The sequence below is a fragment of the Agarivorans sp. OAG1 genome (assembly GCF_037076485.1).
GTDB lineage: Bacteria > Pseudomonadota > Gammaproteobacteria > Enterobacterales > Celerinatantimonadaceae > Agarivorans > Agarivorans albus.
On record NZ_AP028990.1, the window covers coordinates 427501 to 443404 of the forward strand.

Annotated in this window: 20 protein-coding genes, 1 tRNA gene and 2 rRNA genes (1 of these 23 cut by a window edge); 22 read left to right on the plus strand and 1 reads right to left on the minus strand. The window is 45.2% G+C overall.

What is annotated here, in order from left to right; translation table 11 throughout:
- The 20 genes from OAG1_RS02010 to rplQ all read left to right on the plus strand — a co-directional run.
- Positions 1-465 (plus strand): 23S ribosomal RNA (locus tag OAG1_RS02010) (it extends 2425 nt beyond the left edge of the window).
- A gap of 111 nt (positions 466-576) precedes the next feature.
- Positions 577-692 (plus strand): 5S ribosomal RNA (rrf, locus tag OAG1_RS02015).
- A gap of 40 nt (positions 693-732) precedes the next feature.
- Positions 733-808, plus strand: a tRNA-Thr gene (locus OAG1_RS02020).
- A 323-nt stretch (positions 809-1131) separates the two neighbouring features.
- Complete coding sequence (gene rplN / locus OAG1_RS02025) at positions 1132-1500, plus strand: 50S ribosomal protein L14 (RefSeq protein WP_016402143.1); 369 nt, start codon at positions 1132-1134, stop codon at positions 1498-1500.
- A gap of 10 nt (positions 1501-1510) precedes the next feature.
- Positions 1511-1825, plus strand: a complete 315-nt coding sequence (gene rplX, locus OAG1_RS02030; RefSeq protein ID WP_016402142.1) for a 50S ribosomal protein L24 — start codon at positions 1511-1513, stop codon at positions 1823-1825.
- Between the two features lie 12 nt (positions 1826-1837).
- The gene (rplE, locus tag OAG1_RS02035) at positions 1838-2377 is read left to right on the plus strand and encodes a 50S ribosomal protein L5 (protein WP_040307252.1); all 540 of its coding nucleotides are present in this window, start codon (positions 1838-1840) and stop codon (positions 2375-2377) included.
- Between the two features lie 13 nt (positions 2378-2390).
- Positions 2391-2696 carry a 30S ribosomal protein S14 gene (rpsN, locus tag OAG1_RS02040; RefSeq protein ID WP_016402140.1) on the plus strand — a complete coding sequence of 102 codons (306 nt, stop codon included), beginning with the start codon at positions 2391-2393 and terminating at the stop codon, positions 2694-2696.
- Between the two features lie 26 nt (positions 2697-2722).
- Positions 2723-3115, plus strand: coding sequence for a 30S ribosomal protein S8 (gene rpsH, locus OAG1_RS02045; protein WP_016402139.1), 393 nt, complete (start codon positions 2723-2725; stop codon positions 3113-3115).
- 15 nt (positions 3116-3130) lie between these two features.
- Positions 3131-3658: a 50S ribosomal protein L6 gene (gene rplF / locus OAG1_RS02050; RefSeq protein ID WP_016402138.1), complete on the plus strand. Its 528-nt coding sequence runs from the start codon at positions 3131-3133 to the stop codon at positions 3656-3658.
- Positions 3659-3667: 9 nt separating this feature from the next.
- On the plus strand, positions 3668-4018 hold the full coding sequence (gene rplR, locus OAG1_RS02055) for a 50S ribosomal protein L18 (protein WP_016402137.1): 351 nt from the start codon (positions 3668-3670) through the stop codon (positions 4016-4018).
- 10 nt (positions 4019-4028) lie between these two features.
- Positions 4029-4532 carry a 30S ribosomal protein S5 gene (rpsE, locus tag OAG1_RS02060; RefSeq protein ID WP_016402136.1) on the plus strand — a complete coding sequence of 168 codons (504 nt, stop codon included), beginning with the start codon at positions 4029-4031 and terminating at the stop codon, positions 4530-4532.
- Between the two features lie 6 nt (positions 4533-4538).
- Positions 4539-4721: a 50S ribosomal protein L30 gene (rpmD, locus tag OAG1_RS02065; RefSeq protein WP_016402135.1), complete on the plus strand. Its 183-nt coding sequence runs from the start codon at positions 4539-4541 to the stop codon at positions 4719-4721.
- A gap of 2 nt (positions 4722-4723) precedes the next feature.
- A complete protein-coding gene (gene rplO, locus OAG1_RS02070; RefSeq protein ID WP_016402134.1) occupies positions 4724-5158 on the plus strand; it encodes a 50S ribosomal protein L15 in 435 nt (144 codons plus the stop codon).
- An 8-nt stretch (positions 5159-5166) separates the two neighbouring features.
- A complete protein-coding gene (secY, locus tag OAG1_RS02075) occupies positions 5167-6492 on the plus strand; it encodes a preprotein translocase subunit SecY (protein WP_016402133.1) in 1326 nt (441 codons plus the stop codon).
- Positions 6493-6533: 41 nt separating this feature from the next.
- Positions 6534-6647, plus strand: coding sequence for a 50S ribosomal protein L36 (rpmJ, locus tag OAG1_RS02080; protein ID WP_000868186.1), 114 nt, complete (start codon positions 6534-6536; stop codon positions 6645-6647).
- Positions 6648-6754: 107 nt separating this feature from the next.
- Entirely contained in the window at positions 6755-7111 is a 357-nt protein-coding gene (gene rpsM, locus OAG1_RS02085; RefSeq protein WP_016402132.1) for a 30S ribosomal protein S13, read from the plus strand.
- A 13-nt stretch (positions 7112-7124) separates the two neighbouring features.
- Entirely contained in the window at positions 7125-7514 is a 390-nt protein-coding gene (rpsK, locus tag OAG1_RS02090; protein WP_016402131.1) for a 30S ribosomal protein S11, read from the plus strand.
- Between the two features lie 26 nt (positions 7515-7540).
- Positions 7541-8161, plus strand: coding sequence for a 30S ribosomal protein S4 (gene rpsD, locus OAG1_RS02095; RefSeq protein WP_016402130.1), 621 nt, complete (start codon positions 7541-7543; stop codon positions 8159-8161).
- Between the two features lie 23 nt (positions 8162-8184).
- Positions 8185-9171, plus strand: a complete 987-nt coding sequence (gene rpoA, locus OAG1_RS02100) for a DNA-directed RNA polymerase subunit alpha (protein WP_016402129.1) — start codon at positions 8185-8187, stop codon at positions 9169-9171.
- A gap of 38 nt (positions 9172-9209) precedes the next feature.
- The gene (gene rplQ, locus OAG1_RS02105) at positions 9210-9602 is read left to right on the plus strand and encodes a 50S ribosomal protein L17 (RefSeq protein WP_040307251.1); all 393 of its coding nucleotides are present in this window, start codon (positions 9210-9212) and stop codon (positions 9600-9602) included.
- A gap of 88 nt (positions 9603-9690) precedes the next feature.
- Here rplQ and OAG1_RS02110 read toward each other — a convergent pair whose 3' ends face one another.
- A complete protein-coding gene (locus tag OAG1_RS02110; protein WP_016402127.1) occupies positions 9691-10953 on the minus strand; it encodes an HD-GYP domain-containing protein in 1263 nt (420 codons plus the stop codon).
- A 158-nt stretch (positions 10954-11111) separates the two neighbouring features.
- Here OAG1_RS02110 and metA point away from each other — a divergent pair, with 158 nt between their 5' ends.
- Positions 11112-12053: a homoserine O-succinyltransferase gene (gene metA, locus OAG1_RS02115; protein ID WP_016402126.1), complete on the plus strand. Its 942-nt coding sequence runs from the start codon at positions 11112-11114 to the stop codon at positions 12051-12053.
- 89 nt (positions 12054-12142) lie between these two features.
- On the plus strand, positions 12143-15823 hold the full coding sequence (metH, locus tag OAG1_RS02120; protein ID WP_338623546.1) for a methionine synthase: 3681 nt from the start codon (positions 12143-12145) through the stop codon (positions 15821-15823).
- The last annotated feature ends 81 nt before the right edge of the window (positions 15824-15904 follow it).

Consider the following 15904-nt stretch of genomic DNA (forward strand, 5'->3'; position numbering starts at 1 on the left):
CTCCGGGGATAACAGGCTGATACCGCCCAAGAGTTCATATCGACGGCGGTGTTTGGCACCTCGATGTCGGCTCATCACATCCTGGGGCTGAAGTCGGTCCCAAGGGTATGGCTGTTCGCCATTTAAAGTGGTACGCGAGCTGGGTTTAGAACGTCGTGAGACAGTTCGGTCCCTATCTGCCGTGGGCGTTTGAGAATTGAGGGGAGCTGCTCCTAGTACGAGAGGACCGGAGTGGACGAACCGCTGGTGTTTGGGTTGTTATGCCAATAGCATTGCCCAGTAGCTACGTTCGGAACTGATAACCGCTGAAAGCATCTAAGCGGGAAGCAGGCCTCGAGATTAATTCTCACTAGGACTTTAAGTCCTCTGAAGGGCCGTTGGAGACTACAACGTTGATAGGCAAGGTGTGTAAGTGCTGTGAGGCATTGAGCTAACTTGTACTAATTACCCGTGAGGCTTAACCATACAACACCTAAAGGGTGTTGCTTATAGATACTTTATTTTAGAAACCATGAATACTTGTTAGTGCTCATGAGATGTTTCAGCTTTTTCGAATGTTAAAGACAACAGTTTTTGCCTGGTGGCAATAGCGTTGTGGACCCACCTGACTCCATGCCGAACTCAGAAGTGAAACGCAACTGCGCCGATGATAGTGTGGGGCTTCCCCATGTGAAAGTAGGTCACCGCCAGGCGCCAAATTAGAAACCCAGCTTATAGCTGGGTTTTTATTTCGCTGATATAGCTCAGTTGGTAGAGCGCACCCTTGGTAAGGGTGAGGTCGGCAGTTCGAATCTGCCTATCAGCACCATATTCAATTAAGCCCGGCACTATTGCTGGGCTTTTTTGTTTTTATCGGCCAATTATTGGTCGGTTTATCTGATTAGGTTGGGGCTAATAGCTTCAACTCTAATGACCCAAGCGTGAAATTAGCCTCTTTTTAGCTGTTTTTTACTTGCAGCTTGCGTGGTAACTCTTTGTTTATTATTGTTTTTTTAATTAAATTAAACAAAATTTAGACAATCCTACCAATTAAAAAATTAGGGTGTTATAATTTCGCGCCCTTTAATTAGGCAGCCAGAGATCTCAGCGCTAATTGCTGGGGTCAGTTGTAATATATAGCGGAGCACTGAAATGATCCAAATGCAATCTACTATGGACGTGGCGGACAATTCCGGCGCGCGCCTTGTACAGTGTATTAAGGTCCTAGGTGGTTCGCACCGCCGTTATGCACGAATTGGCGACATCATTAAAGTTACTGTTAAGGAAGCAATTCCTCGCGGTAAAGTTAAGAAAGGTGACGTTATGAATGCTGTGGTAGTGCGTACTAGAAAAGGCGTTCGTCGTCCTGATGGTTCTGTAATTCGTTTTGACCGCAATGCAGCGGTTATCTTGAATGCAAACAATCAGCCTATTGGTACTCGTATCTTTGGTCCTGTGACACGTGAACTGCGAAATGAACAGTTCATGAAAATTGTGTCTCTAGCGCCAGAAGTACTTTAAGGAGTCCAAAATGGCTAATAAAATCCAAAAAGGCGATGAAGTAATAGTTATTGCAGGTAAAGACAAAGGCAAACGCGGTAGCGTAACCAAAGTTTTACCTACTGGAAAACTATTCGTTGAAGGCGTGAATGTAATCAAGAAGCACCAAAAGCCAAACCCACAATTGGGTGTTGCTGGCGGTATTGTTGAGAAAGAAGCGGCCCTTGATGCATCAAACGTAGCGATTTTTAACCCTGCCACTGGCAAGGCTGATCGCGTTGGTTTCCGATTTGAAGACGACAAAAAAGTTCGTGTATTCAAATCGTCTAATGAAATTGTAAAGTAACTGGAGTTAACGATGGCGAAACTGCATGACCTATATAAGGAAACTGTAACGCCTGAACTCTTAAAGGAGTTCGGTTACAAATCCATCATGCAAGTCCCTCGGATTGAGAAAATCACCCTTAACATGGGTGTGGGTGAAGCGGTTAATGACAAGAAAGTACTAGAGCACGCAATTGCTGATCTAGCGGCTATCTCAGGTCAAAAACCACTTACTACCAAAGCTCGTAAATCTGTAGCAGGCTTCAAAATCCGTGATGGATACCCAATTGGTTGTAAAGTGACTCTACGCGGTGAGCGTATGTGGGAGTTTTTAGAGCGTTTGATTTCGATCGCTATTCCTCGTGTTCGAGATTTCCGTGGTTTGAATGCTAAGTCATTCGATGGCCGTGGTAATTACAGCATGGGTGTACGTGAGCAAATCATCTTCCCTGAAATCGATTATGACAAAGTTGATAAGGTTCGTGGTATGGATATTACTATCACTACTACTGCCGAAACCAACGAGGAAGGCCGCGCTCTGCTGGCTGCCTTTAACTTCCCATTCCGTAAGTAAGGTAGAGTTAGTTATGGCTAAACAATCAATGAAAGCTCGTGAAGTGAAACGTGAAAAAGCCGTTGCTCGCTTCGCGGAAAAGCGCGCTGCGCTTAAAGCGATTATTAGCAGCGTGAACAGCTCTGATGAAGAGCGTTGGGACGCAGTGTTAAAATTGCAATCGTTACCTCGTGATTCAAGTCGGTCTCGTCAGCGTAACCGCTGTAACGTAACTGGCCGCCCACATGGCTACCTACGCAAATTCGGCTTAAGCCGTATTAAATTGCGTGAAGCTATGATGCGCGGTGAGGTTCCTGGCCTTAAGAAAGCCAGTTGGTAATCCACTTAATTACGGAGTAAACGATTATGAGCATGCAAGATCCTATTGCAGATATGTTGACTCGCGTTCGCAACGGTCAATCAGCAAATAAAGTATCTGTTGTTATGCCTTCATCTAAAGTAAAAGTGGCAATTGCTAACTTGTTGCAAGAAGAAGGTTACATCACAGGATACGCTGTGACTGGTGACGTGAAAAAGTCATTAGAAGTTACCCTCAAGTACTTTGAAGGTAAAAAAGTTATTGAAAAGATTGAACGTGTAAGCCGTCCAGGCCTACGCATTTATAAAGGTGCTAAAGACCTACCTAAAGTTATGGGTGGCCTTGGCGTTGCAATCGTTTCTACATCTAAAGGCGTTATGACTGACCGTGCAGCACGTAAAGCTGGCATGGGCGGTGAAATCGTCTGTTACGTAGCTTAACCGGAGGTAGGTAATATGTCTCGCGTAGCCAAGGCTCCCGTTACAATTCCTGCTGGCGTTGAAGTAAATATCAACGGCCAAGAATTAACGGTTAAAGGTAGCAAAGGTACATTGACTCGCGTTTTTAATGACGCAGTTGTTGTAACGAAAGAAGAAAACGAATTGAAATTTGCTGTAGTTGAAGGTGGTTCTTCAGCTCAAGCAGGTACAGCTCGTGCTCTTAGCAACAACATGGTTGTTGGCGTTACAGACGGGTTTGAGAAAAAACTGACACTATTAGGTGTTGGTTACCGTGCCGCTGTTAAAGGCAAGGTAGTTAACCTAACTTTAGGTTTTTCTCACCCTGTAGATTACACCTTACCAGAAGGTGTTACAGCAGAGTGTCCATCACAAACTGAAATCGTACTGAAAGGTGCTGATAAGCAAGTTGTTGGTCAGGTAGCAGCAGACATTCGCGCGTTCCGTCCACCAGAGCCTTACAAAGGTAAAGGTGTTCGTTACTCTGACGAAAATGTTCGCCGTAAAGAGGCTAAGAAGAAGTAGGTTAACACTATGGAAAAGAAAATTGCTCGTCTGCGTCGTGCAACACGCACTCGCAAAGCTATGCAAGAGTTGGGTAAAACCCGCCTGGTGATTCACCGTACTCCGCGCCATATTTACGCGCAGGTGATTGCACCTGATGCACAGGTTATTGCCGCAGCATCAACAGTAGATAAAGCCGTTGCTAACGGTCTTGAAAGTTTAAGTAATGTAGCTGCCGCTACTGCAGTAGGTAAAGCAATCGCTGAACGTGCTGCTGAAAAAGGCGTTACATCTGTAGCTTTTGACCGTTCAGGCTTTAAGTACCACGGCCGCGTTGCTGCGCTTGCAGAAGCAGCACGTGAAGCTGGTCTTCAGTTCTAAGGAGTGAGTCATGTCTAAATTTGAAGCACAAGCCGGTAGTGATCTGAACGAAAAGCTTATCGCTGTAAACCGTGTGTCAAAAGTAGTTAAAGGTGGTCGTATCTTCAGTTTCACTGCTCTAACAGTAGTGGGTGACGGTAACGGTCGCGTAGGGTTTGGTTATGGTAAAGCACGTGAAGTTCCTGCTGCTATTCAAAAAGCAATGGAAAAAGCGCGTCGTAACCTTACTAGTGTACAGCTGAGAGGCACTACACTGCAGCATCCTATTAAGGGTCGCCACTCTGGGTCGCGTGTTTACATGCAACCTGCATCAGAGGGTACTGGTATTATTGCCGGTGGTGCGATGCGTGCTGTTCTAGAAGTTGCGGGTGTGCAGAACGTATTGTCTAAGGCATACGGTTCTACTAACCCAATTAACATTGTTCGCGCTACTATCGACGCTCTTGAGAATATGCATTCTCCACAAGACGTTGCTGCGAAGCGTGGCCTAAGCGTCCAAGAAATTCTGGGGTAATAAGCCATGTCGAACAAAATTAAAGTAACACAGACTAAAAGCGGTATCGGGCGTTTGCCTAAGCACCGTGCGACTTTAACAGGTCTAGGTCTTCGTCGCATTAATCACACTGTTGAACTAGAGGATACTCCTTGTGTTCGCGGTATGATTAATAAAGTTTCTTACATGGTTAAGGTTGAGGGAGAATAATCATGCGTTTGAATACTCTTTCTCCAGCTGCTGGCTCTAAGCCAAATGCTAAGCGTGTAGGTCGTGGTATTGGTTCTGGTTTAGGTAAAACCGGTGGTCGTGGTCACAAAGGTCAGAAGTCTCGTTCTGGCGGTAGTGTTCGTCCAGGTTTCGAAGGCGGTCAAATGCCATTGAAACAACGTTTGCCTAAATTTGGTTTTACTTCACGTAAATCAATGGTAACTGCTGAAGTTCGCACTGCTGAGCTAGCTAAAGTTACTGCTGACGTGGTAGATTTGGACGCTTTGAAGGCGGCTGGTCTTATTACTCGCAACATTAAGTTTGCAAAAGTAGTACTATCTGGCGAAGTTAAAGCACCAGTTACCTTACGTGGCCTGCGTGTAACTAAAGGCGCACTGGCAGCTATTGAAGCTGCTGGCGGTAAAATCGAGGAATAGTACAAAACATGGCTAAGAATCCAGGAACAGCATCAGCAAGTGCACAAGGCGGCTTAAGCGAGCTTAAGAGTCGTTTATTATTTGTGCTTGGAGCCATTATTGTGTTCCGAGCCGGCTCCTTTGTGCCGTTACCTGGGATTGATGCCGCTGTACTGGCCGCGTTGTTTGACCAGCAGAAGGGTACCATTCTGGAAATGTTTAATATGTTTTCAGGTGGTGCACTTTCACGTGCGTCTATTTTCGCGTTAGGTATCATGCCGTATATTTCGGCATCGATTATCATCCAGTTATTGACTGTTGTTCACCCAACGCTTGCCGAACTTAAAAAGGAAGGCGAGTCGGGTCGACGTAAAATTAGTCAATACACGCGTTATAGCACACTGGTTCTAGCAACCTTCCAAGCTATTGGTATTGCTACTGGCTTACCAAATATGATGGCTGGTCTGGTAATTAACCCAGGCCTACCATTCTATTTCACTGCTGTGGTTAGCTTGGTAACGGGAACTATGTTCCTAATGTGGTTAGGTGAGCAAATTACTGAACGCGGTATTGGCAACGGGATCTCGATTCTGATTTTTGCTGGTATTGTGGCAGGATTGCCTTCTGCAATCGGTCAGACGGCTGAGCAGGCGCGTCAAGGAGAGTTACATTTGTTGTTACTCTTGTTCATCGTTGCTCTTGTATTTGCGGTGACCTTCTTTGTGGTATTTGTAGAACGTGGACAACGTCGTATCGTTGTTAACTATGCAAAACGCCAACAAGGTCGCAAAGTGTTTGCTGCGCAAAGCACACATTTACCACTTAAGGTAAACATGGCGGGTGTTATCCCAGCTATTTTTGCTTCAAGTATTATTCTGTTCCCTGGCACATTAGCTCAGTGGTTTGGTCAAAATGAAGGCTTGTCTTTCTTATCTGACTTATCGCTAACGCTACAACCTGGGCAACCGTTATATGTGTTCTTGTATGCAGCAGCCATTATCTTCTTCTGCTTCTTCTATACTGCGTTGGTATTTAACCCTCGCGAAACAGCAGACAACTTGAAGAAGAGTGGCGCGTTCATTCCAGGTATTCGTCCTGGTGAACAAACCTCGCGATACATTGACAAGGTGATGACTCGTTTAACCCTAGCTGGTGCTTTGTACATCACGTTTGTATGTTTAATTCCTGAGTTTATGATGATCGGAATGAACGTTCAGTTCTACTTCGGTGGTACTTCGCTACTTATTGTAGTGGTGGTTATCATGGACTTTATGGCTCAGGTCCAAACCCATTTGATGTCTCATCAATATGGTTCGGTTCTGAAAAAAGCTAATCTTAAAGGTTACGGCCGATAGGCCGCCCTTGAGATTGGACTTTAACTTTTGCGGAGATAGCAATGAAAGTACGTGCATCCGTTAAGAAAATCTGCCGTAACTGTAAAGTTATTAAGCGCAACGGTGTTGTGCGTGTAATTTGCAGTGAGCCAAAGCATAAACAGCGCCAAGGCTAGTTAGTAGATTTCAAGACAATATTATTTGCAATGTGGTCATCTGTTGAGTATCCTTACGGGCTTTTCACAGATGGCCTTCGTTTAACACGAAAAATAGGAGTGTGCCAATGGCCCGTATAGCCGGCATTAACATTCCTGATCAGAAGCACGCAGTTATTGCTTTAACTGCAATCTTCGGCATTGGCTTAACCCGTTCACAGAAAATCTGTGCGGCAGCTGGTATCGCTGAAGATGTAAAGATCAGAGAACTTGACGAAACACAAATCGATAAACTTCGTGACGAAGTAGCTAAATTCACCGTTGAAGGTGATCTACGCCGTGAAGTATCTATGAACATTAAGCGCCTGATGGACCTCGGTTGTTACCGTGGACTTCGTCATCGTCGCAGTTTGCCCCTTCGCGGTCAGCGCACTAAAACTAATGCGCGCACCCGTAAAGGTCCTCGCAAACCTATTAAGAAATAAGGGGTGAGTGATAATGGCTAAAACTCCGACTCGCGCTCGTAAACGCGTAAAAAAACAAGTTGCTGATGGCATGGCTCATATCCATGCGTCTTTCAACAATACTATCGTGACTATCACTGATCGTCAGGGCAACGCGCTTTCTTGGGCTACCGCAGGTGGTTCAGGTTTCCGTGGTTCTCGTAAGTCTACTCCGTTCGCTGCACAGGTTGCTGCTGAACGTGCTGCTGAAGCAGCTAAAGACTACGGCCTTAAGAACGTAGAAGTGTTTGTAAACGGCCCAGGTCCTGGTCGTGAGTCTTCAATCCGTGCATTACATGCTGCGGGTTTCCGTGTGACTAACATCACCGACGTGACTCCGATTCCACACAATGGCTGTCGTCCACCTAAGAAACGCCGCGTGTAGTTTCTGGATAGATTGGAGAAAGAAAAATGGCAAGATATTTAGGTCCAAAGCTTAAACTTAGCCGTCGTGAAGGTACCGATCTTTTCTTGAAAAGTGGCGTACGTGCGATCGACACAAAGTGTAAGCTGGATACAGCACCTGGACAACACGGTGCACGTAAAGCGCGTCTTTCAGACTACGGTTTACAGCTTCGTGAGAAGCAAAAAGTTCGTCGTTTATACGGCATTCTTGAAAAGCAATTCCGCAACTACTATAAAGCTGCTGCTCGCCTTAAAGGCAACACCGGTGAAAACTTGTTGCAATTGTTAGAAAGTCGTTTGGATAACGTTGTTTACCGTGTAGGTTTTGGTGCAACTCGCGCCGAAGCTCGTCAGCTAGTTAGCCACAAAGCTATTCTAGTAAACGGTAAAGTGGTAAACATTCCTTCTTACAAGGTACTACCAGAAGACGTTATCAGTGTTCGCGAAAAATCTAAGAAGCAAGCGCGTATCGTTGCATCTTTAGAAATCGCTGGACAACGTGAAGCGGCATCGTGGGTAGAAGTAGACGCAACTAAGATGGAAGGCACTTTCAAGCGCCTACCTGAGCGCGCTGACTTGTCTGCGGAAATTAACGAACAGCTGATCGTCGAACTTTACTCTAAGTAAAGTTGAATTATAGAGAGGACACAATGCAGGGTTCTGTAACAGAGTTTCTAAAACCAAGGCTAGTTGAGATCGAACAAGTTAGCCCAACTCGTGCAAAAGTTACGCTTGAGCCGTTAGAGCGTGGTTTTGGCCACACTTTAGGTAACGCTCTTCGTCGTATTCTTTTATCTTCTATGCCAGGTTGTGCGGTAACTGAAGTAGAAATCGATGGCGTGTTGCATGAGTACAGCAGTAAGGAAGGTGTTCAAGAGGATATCTTGGAAATCTTGCTTAACCTAAAAGGTATTGCTGTAAAGTTAGAAGGTAAAGACGAAGTAACCTTAAGTCTTACCAAGTCTGGAGCAGGTCCTGTGGTTGCAGGCGACATTCAGCACGACGCTGATGTCGAAATCACTAACCCTGAGCACGTTATTTGTCACCTTAGCAGCAACGCTGAAATCAGCATGCGCATTAAGGTAGAACGTGGTCGTGGTTACGTACCAGCTTCAGTTCGGGTTCACTCTGAAGATGAAGAGCGTCCAATTGGTCGTTTGCTAACAGATGCTGCTTACAGCCCAGTAGAGCGTATAGCTTATACTGTTGAAGCTGCACGTGTAGAGCAACGTACTGACTTGGACAAATTGGTTATCGATATGGAAACCAATGGTACTCTTGATCCAGAGGAAGCTATCCGCCGCAGTGCAACAATTCTTGCAGAGCAGTTGGATGCCTTCGTTGACTTACGTGACGTAAGTGAGCCAGAAGAAAAAGAAGAGAAGCCAGAGTTTGATCCAATCCTGCTTCGTCCTGTCGATGATCTAGAGTTGACAGTACGCTCTGCTAACTGTTTGAAGGCAGAAGCGATTCATTACATTGGTGACTTGGTACAACGTACCGAAGTTGAGCTACTTAAAACCCCTAACTTGGGTAAGAAGTCGCTTACAGAAATCAAAGATGTATTAGCATCACGTGGTCTATCTCTAGGTATGCGCCTAGAAAACTGGCCACCTGCTAGCATTGCTGATAAGTAGTCACTGGTTTTAACGTCTTAATATAGAAGGATAAGGTCATGCGCCATCGTCAGAGTGGTCGTCAATTGAACCGAAATAGCAGCCATCGTCAGGCTATGTTCCGGAATATGGCCAGTTCATTGGTTCGCCATGAAGTTATCAAGACAACATTGCCTAAAGCCAAAGAGCTTCGCCGTGTTGTTGAGCCATTAATTACATTGGCTAAAAATGACAGTGTAGCTAACCGTCGTCTAGCTTTTGCTCGTACTCGCGATGCAGAAGTTGTTGGTAAGCTATTTGCTGAAATCGGCCCACGATTCAAAGAACGTGCAGGCGGTTATACTCGCATTTTAAAATGTGGTTTCCGTGCTGGCGACAATGCTCCTATGGCATACATTGAATTATTGGACCGTCCTGAAGTTGAAGAAGTAGTTGAAGAAGCTGCTGAGTAAACTCAGACACCAAGCTTAAAAAGCCGGACTTAGGTCCGGCTTTTTTTTGTCTAAAATTTGCTATTGCTGAAGGAAGAAAACGAGGTAGTTACAAACGTTTATTGTGGTCGAAGTAGTAAGAAATACGTGCCCGAGGGTTCAGGTATTCAAACACTGCATCGGGCAATGCGCTTGGCTTTAAGGCTTTCTCTATGGTTAAGCCAGCAGCTTCTAAATCGATAATTGGCGCTTCGGTACGTGGAATATTAGCGTCGTAAACTTGTACCGCTGGAAATAATAAACGCTCAGAGTTAACCGACATCACCAAGCCAATTTGGCCTGAGCTAAGCTGTACTACGCTGCCTGGTGGGTAAATGCCCAGCAAGCGGATCAGAATGCCTAAATCGGCTGTATTTAGTTGTTCTTTACGCTGTTTATAAAGATATGAAATAACAGTGAAAGGAATGCGAGTTTGCTTCACATCTCGCGGATGACACAAGCTGTCGTATTCATTTACCACTGAAATAAGCTGAGACAAACGGTCGATTTGTTCACCCTTAAGCTTTTTGGGATAACCACTTCCATCTAAAAACTCGTGGTGTTGCTCAGCAATTAACTTAACTTTGGCCGGTAGCGTTTCAGAGAGCTTTAGAAAATCAGCACCGTACTTGGTGTGCATTTTAAGTAAGTTTGCTTCTTGAGCAGTTAGCTTGCCCGGCTTACGTAAAATCTTATCTGGGATCTTCATTTTACCCACATCGTGGAATAATCCCGAAAGACCCAAAATCTTAATATCACGCTCGGAAAAACCGGCTGCTTTAGCCAGCATCATCGCAAGGATAGATACGTTGAGGCTATGGTAATAAAAGCTATCAGCATCTTTGCTGTCGTTCATTAGATGAAGTACAACGTTTTCGCCGGACAGTAAGTCATCGGCTAAGTTGTTAATTAGGCTAGTTGCATCGTCTACCGCATTTAGCGGGCGGCTTTTAAGCTTAGACATTACCGCCCGCACTTGCGCCATAGAGCGATCGAACTCTTTTTCTACTTTTTGCAGATTGCGGCGGTAGTTTTTAAGTTCTTCGATACGGGCGCGCTTCTCTTCCCAAAGGGCTTTTTCTGCTTTCTCTTGGGCTTTGGGGTCGGCCTTTTTACTATCGCCATTTTCTTGGTCAACGGGCAGCGGTGGTTTGTCGCTCTTTTCTGGAACAACAATGACATGTTTTAAACCTAGGTTATGAATAACCTCAATTTGGTCTTGGCTTTTAATTTTGAAGCTGGTGAACATAAATGGGTGCTCGCCCCACTTAACAGGAAGCTTTACGTAAACTCCTATCTGTAAGCGTTCAACATTTAGCTTTAACTCTGCCATTTTTCCTTTCTACTTCATCCGTCTAGCCTGCATTATGAAGAATTTGGCACACAAAATCAGCTGCTTTTAACAAGTTCTAGACATACACTACAATCTAACTAAAATAGGTATCTAGATGTCTAGACATACATTGCCTGTTGTTAGCAAGGAACCTTTATATGCCAATTTGTATTCCTGATCAGTTACCCGCTGCTGAAGTATTGCGCAATGAAAACATATTTGTAATGCCAGAGAGCCGTGCTGCTCACCAGGATATTCGTCCCTTGGAAGTGGTATTGCTTAACTTGATGCCAAAGAAAATCGAGACTGAGAATCAGATCCTTCGCTTGCTTTCTAACTCGCCGCTGCAAGTGAACGTAAAGCTATTACGGATTAATCACCGCGTGTCTAAAAATACTCCGCAAGAGCATATTGATAAGTTTTATCGAGATTTCGAGAAATTGCGAGAGCGCAATTTTGACGGCCTAATTATTACTGGTGCACCGCTTGGTCAAGTTGCATTCGAAGACGTTTATTACTGGGACCAAGTAAAAGAAATCATCGATTGGTCGACAACTCACGTAACTTCAACGTTGTACTTATGTTGGGCGGCGCAAGCTGCTTTGTATCATTTATATGGATTAGAAAAACAGACGCGTGAGAAGAAGTTGTCAGGGGTGTATTGGCATCAAACTAAGCATAAGCATAACCCCTTAGTGCGCGGTTTTGACGACGCCTTTTTAGCACCTTTGTCACGTTATGCTCACTTCGATTCTAATTTGATCACCGAAGAAACTGACTTAACAGTATTGGCCGATAACCCCGAAGCCGGTAGTTATTTGTTTGCCAGTGAAGATTTCCGTCAAGTATTTATTACTGGGCATCCAGAATACGCCGCCGACACCTTAGATAACGAATATCAGCGTGACAGCCAAGAAGGTTTGAATCCTCAGTTACCAGAGAATTACTACCCGCAAGATGATTGTGGCAACTCACCTTGTGCTACATGGCGCAGTCATGGTCATTTGCTTTACAACAATTGGCTAAATTACTGTGTGTACCAAATCACGCCGTACGACTTAACAGAGCTAAAACCAAAATCCGATAATATCTTGAAATAATTTCATATAACTTTATCGCAGCTAAGCCTTTAAAGGCAGTGTGCTACACTGCCGTGTCGAAATACCAGCGAAAGAAATAGGATGTTCCCGTGTCAGCAAGGCCTCAATTAGAAAAGCAACTTTCTCAACGCATCATGATTATTGATGGCGGCATGGGAACCATGATTCAATCTTACAAGTTGGAAGAGGCTGATTACCGCGGAGAACGCTTTGCCGATTGGCATACCGATGTGAAAGGTAACAACGATATGTTGGTCCTTTCTCAGCCTAAAATCATTGCCGATATCCACCGCGATTATCTACTTGCCGGCGCTGATATTCTCGAAACCAATACCTTTAACGCCACCACTATCGCCATGGCCGATTATGACATGGAAGCTTATTCTGCTGAGATAAACCGAGAAGCAGCCAGAATAGCCCGTGAGGTGGCCGATGAAGTTACCGCGCTAAACCCAGATCGCCCGCGTTTTGTAGCGGGGGTGCTAGGGCCAACTAACCGTACCTGTTCTATATCTCCTGATGTGAACGACCCAGGTTACCGAAACGTTACTTTTAACGAGTTAGTAGAAGCTTACGAAGAGTCGACTAAGGCTTTAATTGAAGGCGGTAGCGACCTGATTCTTATCGAAACTATCTTCGATACCTTAAATGCTAAAGCCGCAGTGTTTGCGGTTAAATCAGTTTACGATGAATTGGGCATTGATTTACCCATAATGATTTCCGGTACTATTACCGACGCGTCAGGGCGTACCTTAAGTGGCCAAACAACCGAGGCATTTTATAATTCCTTGCGTCACGCCGAGCCAATTAGCATGGGTCTGAACTGTGCGCTTGGTCCTGATGAGCTACGCCAATATGTAGAAGAGCTAAGCCGCGTAAGCGAGAGCTATGTGTCGGCTCACCCTAATGCAGGTTTACCCAATGCTTTTGGTGAATATGATCTAGAAGCCCAAGAAATGGCTGAACATATTGGTGAATGGGCTCGCGCTGGTTTCTTAAACCTTGTAGGTGGTTGTTGTGGTACAACGCCAGAACACATTAAAGCGATGGCCGATGCGGTAGAAGGAGTTACGCCGCGCCAATTGCCAGAAATAGACATTGCCTGTCGTTTATCTGGACTAGAGCCTCTAACCATTACCCCTGAAACCTTGTTTGTAAATGTGGGTGAGCGTAACAACGTTACTGGCTCGGCCATGTTTAAGCGCTTAATTAAAGAAGAAAACTACGATAAAGCCATCGAGGTTGCCTTGCAGCAGGTAGAAAACGGCGCGCAAATCATCGATGTGAACATGGATGAAGGCATGCTTGATTCTAAAGCTGCCATGGTGCGCTTTTTAAACATGGTTGCTTCAGAGCCAGACATTGCCAAAGTGCCGGTAATGATCGACTCATCAAAGTGGGACATTCTTGAAGCGGGTTTGCAGTGTGTGCAAGGTAAACCTGTAGTTAACTCCATCTCTATGAAAGAAGGGGTGGAGCCTTTTATTGAGCAAGCCAAAATTCTTCGCCGTTATGGCGCTGCCGTGATTGTGATGGCTTTTGATGAAGTGGGGCAAGCTGATACGCGAGAGCGTAAGTTCGAGATTTGTAGCAAGTCTTACGATATTTTGGTGAATCAAGTAGGCTTCCCACCAGAAGATATCATCTTCGATCCTAATATCTTTGCTGTAGCTACCGGTATCGACGAACATAACAACTATGCGGTTGATTTCATCGAAGCGGTTAAAGACATCAAAGATAACTTGCCTCATGCAATGATCTCGGGCGGCGTCTCAAATGTAAGTTTCTCATTCCGCGGAAACAACCCTGTACGTGAAGCTATTCACGCGGTATTCCTGTATTACGCCATTAAAAATGGCATGGACATGGGTATTGTAAATGCAGGCCAGCTAGCCATTTACGAAGACATTCCCAAAGAGCTTAAAGACAAAGTTGAAGCGGTTGTACTAAATACCCATGACAACGCAACCGAAGAGCTGTTAGAGATTGCCGAGAAGTACCGTGGTGACGGAACTCAGCAAGAAAGTGCTCAAGATTTAGAGTGGCGGACGTGGGACGTAAACAAGCGCTTAGAGCACGCTTTAGTTAAAGGTATTACCGAATTCATCGAAGAGGATACGGAACTAGCTCGCCAAGCTGCAGAGCGTCCGCTGCATGTGATTGAAGGGCCATTGATGGATGGTATGAACGTAGTGGGCGACTTATTTGGCGCCGGTAAAATGTTCCTTCCGCAAGTGGTTAAATCGGCGCGAGTGATGAAGCGAGCAGTGGCCTATCTGCAACCTTATATCGAAGCAGAAAAAGGCGAAGGGCAACGCTCTAACGGCAAGATTGTTATGGCCACTGTTAAAGGTGACGTACACGATATTGGCAAAAACATTGTTGGTGTGGTGCTGCAATGTAATAACTTTGAAGTGATTGACCTAGGTGTGATGGTGCCTTGCGATAAAATCTTAAAAGTAGCCAAAGAAGAACAGGTAGACATGATTGGCCTATCTGGCTTGATTACACCTTCGCTGGATGAAATGGTGCACGTTGCTAAAGAAATGCAACGTACTGGCCTAGATATCCCACTGCTAATTGGTGGCGCGACAACTTCTAAAGCACACACCGCAGTAAAAATTGAACAAAATTATGAGAAGCCAGTTGTTTACGTATCTAATGCCTCTCGTGCAGTAGGTGTGTGCCAAAGTTTGTTATCAGACGAGCTGCGTCCAGCCTTTGTTGAAAAACTGGATAAAGACTACGACATTGTGCGCGAGCAGCATGCACGTAAGCGACCTCGTACTCCACCAGTTACTCTGGAAGCCGCACGCGCTAATGCAGTAAGCATTGACTGGCAAAATTATACGCCACCCGTGCCTAAGCAGTTGGGCATTCAGCAATTTGAGAATGTATCAATTGCCGAGATAGAACCTTATATCGATTGGACACCATTCTTTATGACCTGGTCTTTGGCCGGTAAATATCCACGTATATTAGAAGATGAAGTGGTAGGTGAAGAAGCCAAACGTATCTTTGCTGATGCAAAGGTGATGTTAGAGCGTTTTAAAGCCAAGGACGAAATAAAAGTGTCTGGTGTATTTGGGCTATTCCCTGCTAACAGCGTGGGCGATGACATCGAAATTTATCGCGATGAGTCGCGCAGCGAATTGCTGGGTGTAAGCTCTCAGCTTCGCCAGCAAACAGAAAAGAAAAAGGGAGCCAACAACTGTTTGGCCGACTTTATTGCGCCTAAGTCTTCTGGCAAGGCAGACTATTTTGGCGCATTTGCCGTGACCGGCGGAATTGGTGAAGACGAATTAGCTGAAGCCTACAAAGAAGATGGCGATGATTACAACGCCATTATGGTGAAGGCGGTAGCCGACCGTTTAGCCGAAGGGTTTGCTGAATATTTGCATGCACAAGTGCGTAAAGAGTATTGGGGTTATGCTGCCGATGAAGCGTTAAGCAACGAAGAGCTGATTCGTGAAAACTATCAAGGTATTCGTCCTGCGCCTGGTTATCCGGCATGCCCAGAGCATACCGAAAAAGGCTTAATTTGGGAGCTACTTGATGTTGAACAACGCATTGGTATGCAGTTAACCGAAAGCTACGCAATGTGGCCTGGTGCAGCGGTATCTGGCTGGTATTTCTCGCACCCAGAGAGTCGTTACTTTGCAGTAGCGTCTATTCAAAAAGATCAGGTTGAAGATTATGCCCAGCGTAAAAACATGTCCTTGGAAGACGCTGAGCGTTGGTTAGCGCCTAACTTGGGTTACAACAACTAAAACAACTACATATTTCTGCTCTGAGGCGCTGCTCTCGGAGCGGAAATTTCTTGAATTAAAGGCGATTCCCCCCTACAATTT

Excerpts from the sequence above, each read along its gene's own strand:
- rplN (WP_016402143.1), top strand. The coding sequence starts at position 1,132 with ATGATCCAAATGCAATCTACTATGGACGTGGCGGACAATTCCGGCGCG.
- rplX (WP_016402142.1), top strand. The coding sequence starts at position 1,511 with ATGGCTAATAAAATCCAAAAAGGCGATGAAGTAATAGTTATTGCAGGT.
- rplE (WP_040307252.1), top strand. The coding sequence starts at position 1,838 with ATGGCGAAACTGCATGACCTATATAAGGAAACTGTAACGCCTGAACTC.
- rpsN (WP_016402140.1), top strand. The coding sequence starts at position 2,391 with ATGGCTAAACAATCAATGAAAGCTCGTGAAGTGAAACGTGAAAAAGCC.
- rpsH (WP_016402139.1), top strand. The coding sequence starts at position 2,723 with ATGAGCATGCAAGATCCTATTGCAGATATGTTGACTCGCGTTCGCAAC.
- rplF (WP_016402138.1), top strand. The coding sequence starts at position 3,131 with ATGTCTCGCGTAGCCAAGGCTCCCGTTACAATTCCTGCTGGCGTTGAA.
- rplR (WP_016402137.1), top strand. The coding sequence starts at position 3,668 with ATGGAAAAGAAAATTGCTCGTCTGCGTCGTGCAACACGCACTCGCAAA.
- rpsE (WP_016402136.1), top strand. The coding sequence starts at position 4,029 with ATGTCTAAATTTGAAGCACAAGCCGGTAGTGATCTGAACGAAAAGCTT.
- rpmD (WP_016402135.1), top strand. The coding sequence starts at position 4,539 with ATGTCGAACAAAATTAAAGTAACACAGACTAAAAGCGGTATCGGGCGT.
- rplO (WP_016402134.1), top strand. The coding sequence starts at position 4,724 with ATGCGTTTGAATACTCTTTCTCCAGCTGCTGGCTCTAAGCCAAATGCT.
- secY (WP_016402133.1), top strand. The coding sequence starts at position 5,167 with ATGGCTAAGAATCCAGGAACAGCATCAGCAAGTGCACAAGGCGGCTTA.
- rpmJ (WP_000868186.1), top strand. The coding sequence starts at position 6,534 with ATGAAAGTACGTGCATCCGTTAAGAAAATCTGCCGTAACTGTAAAGTT.
- rpsM (WP_016402132.1), top strand. The coding sequence starts at position 6,755 with ATGGCCCGTATAGCCGGCATTAACATTCCTGATCAGAAGCACGCAGTT.
- rpsK (WP_016402131.1), top strand. The coding sequence starts at position 7,125 with ATGGCTAAAACTCCGACTCGCGCTCGTAAACGCGTAAAAAAACAAGTT.
- rpsD (WP_016402130.1), top strand. The coding sequence starts at position 7,541 with ATGGCAAGATATTTAGGTCCAAAGCTTAAACTTAGCCGTCGTGAAGGT.
- rpoA (WP_016402129.1), top strand. The coding sequence starts at position 8,185 with ATGCAGGGTTCTGTAACAGAGTTTCTAAAACCAAGGCTAGTTGAGATC.
- rplQ (WP_040307251.1), top strand. The coding sequence starts at position 9,210 with ATGCGCCATCGTCAGAGTGGTCGTCAATTGAACCGAAATAGCAGCCAT.
- OAG1_RS02110 (WP_016402127.1), bottom strand. The coding sequence starts at position 10,953 with ATGGCAGAGTTAAAGCTAAATGTTGAACGCTTACAGATAGGAGTTTAC.
- metA (WP_016402126.1), top strand. The coding sequence starts at position 11,112 with ATGCCAATTTGTATTCCTGATCAGTTACCCGCTGCTGAAGTATTGCGC.